Source organism: Actinotalea sp. (assembly GCF_041597215.1).
Classification (GTDB): Bacteria; Actinomycetota; Actinomycetes; order Actinomycetales; family Cellulomonadaceae; genus Actinotalea.
Window position 1 is genome coordinate 1 of sequence record NZ_JBFHHB010000144.1, and the last position, 8,455, is coordinate 8,455.

At 73.2% G+C, this 8,455-nt stretch carries 7 protein-coding genes and 1 pseudogene; 3 read left to right on the top strand and 5 right to left on the bottom strand.

From position 1 onward, the window contains the following. Positions 1-101 precede the first annotated feature (101 nt). Positions 102-836, top strand: a complete 735-nt coding sequence (locus ABWK99_RS10760; RefSeq protein WP_372594703.1) for a hypothetical protein — start codon at positions 102-104, stop codon at positions 834-836. Continuing rightward, positions 836-1,420 (top strand): annotated as a pseudogene (locus ABWK99_RS10765) (DNA-formamidopyrimidine glycosylase family protein); the annotation flags it as partial. The gene ABWK99_RS10760 and the pseudogene ABWK99_RS10765, both read left to right, overlap by 1 nt. A 158-nt stretch (positions 1,421-1,578) precedes the next feature. Here the strand turns inward: ABWK99_RS10765 and ABWK99_RS10770 are convergent. From ABWK99_RS10770 to pgsA, 3 genes are all read right to left on the bottom strand, one after another. Next, on the bottom strand, positions 1,579-1,914 hold the full coding sequence (locus ABWK99_RS10770) for a helix-turn-helix domain-containing protein (protein WP_372594704.1): 336 nt from the start codon (positions 1,912-1,914) through the stop codon (positions 1,579-1,581). A 273-nt stretch (positions 1,915-2,187) separates the two neighbouring features. Next, positions 2,188-2,715, bottom strand: coding sequence for a CinA family protein (locus ABWK99_RS10775; RefSeq protein WP_372594705.1), 528 nt, complete (start codon positions 2,713-2,715; stop codon positions 2,188-2,190). Beyond that, positions 2,712-3,275: a CDP-diacylglycerol--glycerol-3-phosphate 3-phosphatidyltransferase gene (gene pgsA / locus ABWK99_RS10780; RefSeq protein ID WP_372594706.1), complete on the bottom strand. Its 564-nt coding sequence runs from the start codon at positions 3,273-3,275 to the stop codon at positions 2,712-2,714. The genes ABWK99_RS10775 and pgsA overlap by 4 nt, the downstream gene beginning before the upstream one ends. Before the next feature lie 35 nt (positions 3,276-3,310). Between pgsA and ABWK99_RS10785 the strand changes: the two genes are divergently transcribed. Then, entirely contained in the window at positions 3,311-4,618 is a 1,308-nt protein-coding gene (locus tag ABWK99_RS10785) for a CapA family protein (protein ID WP_372594707.1), read from the top strand. A 36-nt stretch (positions 4,619-4,654) separates the two neighbouring features. On the opposite strand, the gene ABWK99_RS10790 is transcribed toward ABWK99_RS10785, so the two are convergent. Both ABWK99_RS10790 and ABWK99_RS10795 read right to left on the bottom strand, forming a co-directional pair. Beyond that, the gene (locus ABWK99_RS10790; RefSeq protein WP_372594708.1) at positions 4,655-6,775 is read right to left on the bottom strand and encodes a putative bifunctional diguanylate cyclase/phosphodiesterase; all 2,121 of its coding nucleotides are present in this window, start codon (positions 6,773-6,775) and stop codon (positions 4,655-4,657) included. A 26-nt stretch (positions 6,776-6,801) separates the two neighbouring features. After that, a partial coding sequence (locus ABWK99_RS10795; protein ID WP_372594709.1) for a DNA translocase FtsK occupies positions 6,802-8,455 on the bottom strand: 1,654 nt, incomplete at its 5' end.

The window sequence follows — 8,455 nt, forward strand, 5'->3', positions numbered from 1 at the left end:
CCGGGACGGCCCACCCCGTCGCGCGGTCCGCGCCCAGGGGGCGGCCGATGCGGCACGGCCTCGGCCTGCGGCCCGCAGCAGCCGGCCGCAGACCGGCCTCCGTGACACGCCCGGACCGTCCGGACGGGGCGGGACGGTGGTCCCTGCTGCCGCTGAGGGAGCAGGACCCGACGTTGCGGGCGCACGCCCGGGCGGCACAGCTCCTCGACCGGCACGGGGTGCTCACCAGAGCCGTGGCCCGCACGGAGGGCATCAGCGGCCAGTTCGGGCCCGTCTACCGGGTGCTCGCCGGTCTCGAGGAGGCCGGTTCCGTGCGCCGGGGGTACTTCGTGGAGCACCTGGGCGGCTCGCAGTTCGCCCTGCCCGGAGCGGTCGACCTCCTGCGCGACTGCGGACCCCAGGGGAGGTCGCCCGACGCCGGCGAAGAGGCCGGGCAGCCGGCCGACAAGGACGTCGAGGTCTCGACCGTCGTCCTGGCGGCGACCGACCCCGCCAACCCCTACGGGGCCGCACTGGCCTGGCCCGCGCACGGCTCGGGGCACCGGCCAGGGCGCACCGCCGGAGCCCTCGTCGTGCTGGTCGAGGGCAGGCTCGTGCTCTACGTCGAGCGCGGCGGGCGCACCGTGCTCAGCTTCACCGAGCAGTCGGCTGCGCTCCGGGCCGCTGCGACCACCGTGGCGCGGGTGAGCCGGCTCGGGACGGCCGGCCGCCTGACCCTGCAGCGGCTCGACGGTGCAGAGCTCCTCGACCGCGGCACGCTCGCGACCGCAGCAGGGGCAGCCCTGGTCGAGGCCGGGTTCGCCGTGACGCCGAGCGGATTGCGGACGGCCCGCTGATGCCGGAGGGCGACAGCGTCCTGCGCACGGCCCGGTCCCTGGACCGGGCGCTGGCCGGTGCCGTCCTGGTGCGCGCAGAGCTGCGCTGGCCGACCGTCGCCGGCGCCGACCTGAGGGGACGAACAGTCCTCGGCACGGCGACCTACGGAAAGCACCTGCTCACCCGTCTCGACGACGGGATGACCCTGCACACGCACCTGCGGATGGAGGGACGATGGTCGATCCTCGGCCCTCGGGCCACCGGTCGCTCACCGTGGGTCCGGGCGCTGCTCGGGACGGCCACCCGCACGGCGCTCGGCGAGCGGCTCGGCATGCTGGACCTCGTGCCGACCGCAGAGGAGCACGCGCTCGTGGGGCACCTCGGGCCCGACGTCCTGGCAGAGGCGTTCCCCTCCCAGGGGCTGGCCCGTGCGGTGGCCCACCTCGCGACGTCGACGGAGCCGATCGCCGCCGCGCTCCTCGACCAGCGCAACCAGGCGGGCCTCGGCACGATCTGGATGGCGGAGTCGCTGTTCACCCGTCGGATCCATCCGTGGACCCCCGCCGGCGCGGTCGTGGACGCGGCGTCGCTGCTCATGACGGCCCGCGAGCTCATGCTCAGGTCCGTCGGGACGGGCGAACCGCCCGCGCACCGGGTCCACGCGCGCGCAGGACGACCCTGCGTGCGGTGCGGGACCGTGGTGCAGGTCGGGAGCGCCGGGCCGGCCGGCTACGAGCGGCCGGTGTTCTGGTGCCCCGGCTGTCAGCCGGCGCGGACGAGCTCGCCGCGCGGCGACCATCCGCCCGTGCCGCGAGCGAGCGAACGCTCCAGCTCGGCGGGGACGGTGTCCGGGATCGAGAGTCCCTCTGCCGTGGCGACCCGGTCGCTGACCTCGCGCAGCACGATCGACAGCGGGACGCTCAATGCCTCGCAGATCGAGGCGAGGAGCTCGGACGAGGCCTCCTTCTGACCGCGCTCGACCTCGCTCAGGTACCCCAGCGAGACACGCGCAGCCGAGGACACCTCACGCAGGGTGCGGCCCTGGCGCTGGCGGGCGTCGCGGAGCACATCGCCGATCTCACGTCGCAGGACGACCATCGGACGACCTCCCTTCGCTCCCGGTGCCAGGGGACGGGCCGATGCCGGCCTCGCCCCCGCTGAAGTTGACCTACCGTACCCCGCAGGCCGGACAGCGTCGTGCCCGATCCGTGGTTCCCGACCAGTTCGTGTCACGCCGTTCCAACGCAGTGCCATCGCCCGATGTTCCCGCCCTCCGACGAAACGACGCTGACCTGCGACGACGCGCCGGGACCGACGGCGGCTGCGGTCCGGTCACGATCCGGCAACCGTCCGCCCCGTGGACGCTGCCCCTCACTCTCCCGGCGCAGCGGCGGCGGCCGAACGCCGGACGAGAAGGGCGAGCGCAGCGAGCACCGCTGCCTCGCGAACGGCGGCCCGAGCGCTGGAGGGCGACTCGTGCAGCGTGACGACCTCGCAGCCCCGCTCGTCGCACAGGGCGATGTGGACCTCGCCCACGGGTCGCCCGTCCTGCGGGTCCGGCCCGGCGACCCCGGTCGTCGCCACCCCGAGGTCCGCGCCGAGCCGCGAGCGCGCGCCCGACGCCATCGCACGCGCCGTGTCGGGATGCACGGCACCGACCGATCCGAGCAGAGCGGCGGGGACGCCGAGCAGGGACTCCTTGAGGTCGGTGGCGTAGGCGACGACGCCACCCCGGACGCAGGCCGAGGCCCCGGGTACCGAGACGAGAGCTGCGCAGAGCGCGCCCCCGGTCAACGACTCGGCGACCGCGAGCGTGCGGCCCTGACGGGTCAGCGTCGCGACGAGCTCCCCGGCGAGGGCCTCGCCGCTCCCGGCACCGGAGGGACCGGCGGCGGTCACGCGGTGGAACCGCGCAGGGCGAGACCACGGCGCAGGTAGTCGATCCCCGTGACGACGGTGACCACCACGGCCGCGATCAGGACGATCCAGGCCAGGACCGTGACCACGCCGGGCAGGCTGTCCAGCGGCAGGAGGAAGATCCCGATCCCGACGGACTGCAGGACCGTCTTGAGCTTCCCGCCCGGTGAGGCCGCGATGACGACGTACTTGAGGACCGCGAGCCGCATCACGGTGATCCCCAGCTCGCGGGCCAGGACCACGACGGTGATCCACCACGGGATCTCGCCCAGCGCCGAAAGGGTGATCAGGGAGCCGCCGATCAACGCCTTGTCCGCGATGGGGTCCAGGAGCTTGCCCCAGTCGGTCACCTGACCGAGCCGACGCGCCAGGTAGCCGTCGAGCTTGTCCGTCGCCGCGGCGAGGGTGAAGAGCCCGGCCGCGACCCAGCGGGAGAGGTCGCTCTCCCCGACGACGAGCACCACGAGCACCACCGGGACCATCAGGACGCGAGCCATCGTCACCGCGTTGGCCAGGTTCCACACCGGCTTGGTCGTCGCCATCCCCCCACCCTAGGGGCCACGTAGACTCGGAAGTCGTGACCCGCCATGCGAGCGCTCTCCCGCGCACCCCCGGACGATGGCGATCCGCTGCGCTCGCGGTCGTCGTCGTCCTCTCCGGCGCATCCGGGGCCGCGGCGGCCGGCTGGTGGCCGACCGGAGGCGTCGCCGACGCTCACGCCGGGGCGAGCGCGAGCGCCTCGCCCTCCCCGTCTCCCACACCGACGCCCACGCCGACGCCCACCCCGGAGCCGGACATCGAGCTCACCCTCGTGGCTGCGGGCGACGTCCTGACGCACGCCTCGGTGAACTCCGATGCCAGGACCGCCGACGGCGGGTACGACTTCGTGCCGGAGATGACGCCCGTCCAGGACTGGATCGGCGGGGCCGACCTGGCCCTGTGCCACCTCGAGGTCCCGATCGCACCCGAGGGCACCGCCCCGTCGGGCTACCCCATGTTCGGAGCCCCGGTCCAGCTGGCCGCCTCGCTTGCGGCCGTCGGTTGGGACGGTTGCTCGACGGCGTCGAACCACAGCGTCGACCGCGGGCAGGAGGGCCTCGCCGCCACCCTCGACGCCCTCGACGCCGCCGGGCTGGGCCATGCGGGCACCGCGCGGACCGAGGAGGAGAGCACCACCACCCAGGTCTACGACCTGACCCGATACGGGCGCACCGTCCGGGTCGCGCACATCGCGGCGACCTACGGCCTCAACGGCCTCACGGTCCCGGCAGACCGCCTGTGGAGCGTGGACCTCATCGACACCGACGAGATCGTCCGGCAGGCCACCGCCGCACGTGAGGCGGGCGCTGACCTCGTCGTCGCCTCGGTGCACTGCTGCGTGGAGTACACCGCAGAGCCCACGGAGCGCCAGGTGGAGATCGCCCAAGCCCTGGCGACCTCCGGGCAGGTCGACCTGCTCATCGGTCACCACGCGCACGTCCCGCAGCCCGTCGCCCACCTCGAGGGCGGGCCCCGCGGGGAGGGGATGTGGGTGGCCTACGGGCTGGGCAACTTCCTCAGCAACCAGGGCGCGCACTGCTGCACGGCGAGGTCCGACTCGGGCCTGGTCTTCCAGGCCTCGATCCGCCAGGAGGTGGACGGGCCGGCGCGGGTGACCGACGTCGCCTGGACCGCCGTCACGATGGACCTGGACGACGGCCACACCGTGCAGCCGCTGAGCGCGCTCGCGGCCGCAGGCGCCGGCGTCGGCAGCCTGAGCGCGAGCGAGATCGCCGCACGCCTGGCCCGGGTCACCGAGGTCGTCGGCACCGAGGCACCGCAGGCCACCATCCCCCCGACGCCGAGCGGTCCGGCACCGACGATCGCACGCCTCCCCACGGGCTGAGCCGCGCAGGACCAGGGGCGGTGAGGGCCGTACCGCTCACCCGGCGGCGTCGTCGGCCGACCGCGCGGCACCGAAGTACCAGCCCTGGCCGTACCGCCAGCCGGCGTCGCGCAGGAACGTGGCCTGGGCCTCGTTCTCGACGCCCTCCGCGATCGACAGCAGACCCATCTCCGTCGCCATCGCCGCCAGACCACGGCCGACCCTCGCCGACGCCGGGTCCTCGGGGATGCCCGCGGTGAAGCCCATGTCCAGCTTGATCCCGCTCACGGGCAGGTCCCGCAGGTAGGACAGCGGGGGCACGCCCGTCCCGAAGGCGTCGATGAGGACAGGGACCCGCGTCGCGTAGAGCTCGCCGAGATCGCGGCGCACCTCCGGGGACACGTCAAGGCTCGTCTCGGTCAGCTCGACCACGAGCCGACCGGCCGGCAGTCCCGACCGCTGCAGATCCCGGGCCAGCGCGCCGACGAGCTCTCCACCGCCGAGCTGCTCCGCTGCGACGTTGACCGACACCCACTGACCGGAGCTGCTCGTCCTGACGAGGTGCTCGACGGCCATCCGGACGACGGCCGTCCCGAGCTCGACGGCCAGACCGCCCTCCGACGCCGTCCCGAGGAAGGAGCCGGGAAGGAGCAGCCCGCGCTCGGGATGCTGCCACCTGACGAGCGCCTCGTGACCGACCACCCGGGCCGTGCGCAGGTCCACGATCGGCTGGTAGTGCAGGACGAGCTGCCCGTCCTGGATCGCCGAGGCGAGCTCGGCCTGGGCGCCGTGCCTGGTCATCCCCGCCAGGTCCATGTCCGACTGGTAGACCTCCGAGCGCCCGCGTCCGCTCGCCTTCGCGCGGTACAACGCCGCGTCCGCTGCCGCGAGCACCCCCATCGACCCCATGGCACGCAACGCGTCGTCGACGACGGCGACCCCGATGCTCGTCCTGACCGGGAAGCGCCGGCGCTGCGTCCTGACCGGGTTCGCCAGTCCGTAGTGGATCGCCGCGGCGATCTCGAAGGAGGCACGGGCGGCGTCGTTGTCCTGCACGAGGACGACGAACTCGTCACCACCGAGCCTCGCCGGGAGTCCCCGACCCCCGGACGCCGCGCGCAGCACCCCGGCGACGTGGATCAGGACCTCGTCCCCTGCCGGGTGACCGAAGCGGTCGTTGATCTCCTTGAACTCGTCGAGGTCCACGACGAGCACGGCGCAGCGGCCCGCGGCGTCCGGCTCGGCGAGCGCGGCCTGCAGGGCCTCGGTCAGCACCGCTCGGTTCGCGAGGCCCGTGAGCGGGTCGTGCGCGGCCCGGTGGGCGAGGATCTCGGACTGCATGCGGGCCTCGGTGCTGTCGCGGATCTGCACGACGAAGACATCGGGCTCGCCGTCCGACGCCCGCACGAGCACCGCGTCGAGCACCGCCCAGATCGTCTGCCCGTCCGATCGCTGGTAGCGACGTTCGAGCGTGAACCGGTCACCGACCCCCGCCAGCACCTGCTGGACGTGTGCGCGCTCGGCCGCGCGCTCGCCCGGGTGTCCGACCGTCGACAGGTCGCGGCCGAGCAGGACGGAAGGCTCGACCCCGAGCATGGTGCCGAAGGCTGCGTTGACCTCGATGAGGCGCCACTGCCGGTCCGCCAGGACCATGCCGATCGGCGCGTTCTCCATCGCGAGGCGGAACTGCATCTCCGAGCGGGCGAGTGCGGCGGCCGCCTCCCGGGTCCCTGTCGTGTCGGCGAGGACCGTGAGCATCTCGACGTCACCGTCGGTCCCGGTCAGGCCGGTCGTGCGTGCCTGGACCCACCGCACGGCCCCGGTGGCCGGTTGGCTCACTCCCACCGCGTGGGGCGCGGCTGAGCCGTCCGCCCGGGCAGGGGCGAAGATCGCGGCAGGTGCCACCGGCCGACCGTCCTCACCGATCCACCGGACGGGGAGCGCGCCGACCTGGGTGCCGATCAGCGCCGAGCGCGCGGAGTCGAGGAGATCGAGGGCGGCGTCGTTCACGTCGAGCACGACCCCTGACCGGTCGTGGAGGATGACGCCGTCCCGCGAGGTGGCCAGGAGTCCCGCGAGGCGTGCCTTCGCGGAGGAGAGCTGCGTACGGTCCGCAGCGGTGCGGCGCACCAGTCGGGCGCGCGCGGATCCGAGGGCAGCGGCACTGCTCGCTGCCACCGCGGCTCCCCCGAGAGCCGCGATCGTCAGGGCGTCGATTCCCAGTCCCCCTCGTCCTCGTCATCGTCCTGACCGGGTGTGCCGCGCAGGATCGCCAACGTCGCGGGGAGATCATCGGGCTGGACGAGGACGTCACGAGCCTTGGACCCCTCCGAGGGTCCCACGATCTCACGTGACTCGAGCAGATCCATGAGACGTCCGGCCTTCGCGAAACCGACCCTGAGCTTGCGCTGGAGCATGGAGGTCGAGCCGAACTGCGTCGTGACGACGAGCTCTGCGGCCTGGAGGAGGAGGTCGAGGTCGTCGCCGATGTCGTCGTCGACCTGCTTGCGGGCGGCGGGCGCGAGGATGTCGCTCCGGTACGTCGGCTGCAGCTGGGTCTTGACGTGCGCGACCACAGCGTGGATCTCCGCCTCGGTGACCCACGCGCCCTGGACCCGCATCGGCTTGGGAGCGCCCATCGGCAGGAAGAGCGCGTCGCCCTGGCCGATGAGCTTCTCGGCGCCCGGCTGGTCGAGGACCACCCGGGAGTCGGTGAGCGACGAGGTGGCGAAGGCCAGTCGCGAGGGGACGTTCGCCTTGATCAGGCCGGTGACGACGTCGACGCTCGGGCGCTGGGTGGCCAGGACGAGGTGGATCCCCGCGGCGCGGGCCAGCTGGGTGATCCGCTGGATCGAGGCCTCGACGTCACGGGGCGCGACCATCATCAGGTCCGCGAGCTCGTCGACGATGACCAGGAGGTACGGGTACGGGGCGATCTTGCGCTCGCTGCCGGGCAGCGGGGTGACCTTGCCCGCGCGCACCCCGGCGTTGAAGTCGTCGATGTGCTTGTAGCCGAACATCGCGAGGTCGTCGTAGCGCTGCTCCATCTCCCGCACGACCCACTCGAGGGCCTCTGCGGCCTTCTTCGGGCTGGTGATGATCGGGGTGATGAGGTGCGGGATCCCCTCGTAGACCGTGAGCTCGACACGCTTGGGGTCGACGAGCACCATCCTGACCTCGTCAGGGGTCGCTCTCATGAGCAGCGAGGTGATCATCGAGTTGACGAAGCTCGACTTCCCCGCGCCGGTCGCGCCTGCGACGAGCAGGTGCGGCATCTTCGCGAGGTTGGCCACGACGTAGCCGCCCTCGACGTCCTTGCCGACCCCGATGACCATGGGGTGCTCGCTCCGGCGGGCCACCGACGAACGCAGCACGTCGCCGAGGGAGACCGTCTCGCGGTCCGTGTTCGGGATCTCCACGCCGATCGCCGACTTGCCGGGGATCGGCGAGAGGATGCGGACGTCCGCGCTGGCCACGGCGTAGGAGATGTTCCGGCTCAGCGCCGTGACGCGCTCGACCTTGACGCCGGGGCCCAGCTCGAGCTCGTAGCGGGTGACCGTCGGGCCGCGGCTGAAGCCGGTGACCTGAGCGTCGACGTCGAACTGCTCGAGCACCGTCGTCAGGGCCTCCACGACACGATCGTTCGCGGCCGAGCGAACCTTGTGCGGCATGCCCTTGGCAAGGACCTCCTCCGGCGGGAGCGTGTAGATCACGTCACCGTCGAGCATGGGCTGCTCACCGCGCGGGACCCCGGTCGGCGTCGGTGCGCGCAGCGCCTCTCCGGCACCTGTCGTCAGGACGGTCGTGGCGACCGCGCCCTGCTCCTCCTGCTCGACGGGCTCGTCCGGATCCGCGTCC

What these genes read in the sequence shown, in the direction of transcription:
- ABWK99_RS10770 (WP_372594704.1), bottom strand. Translation starts at nt 1,914, where the DNA reads ATGGTCGTCCTGCGACGTGAGATCGGCGATGTGCTCCGCGACGCCCGC.
- pgsA (WP_372594706.1), bottom strand. Translation starts at nt 3,275, where the DNA reads ATGGCGACGACCAAGCCGGTGTGGAACCTGGCCAACGCGGTGACGATG.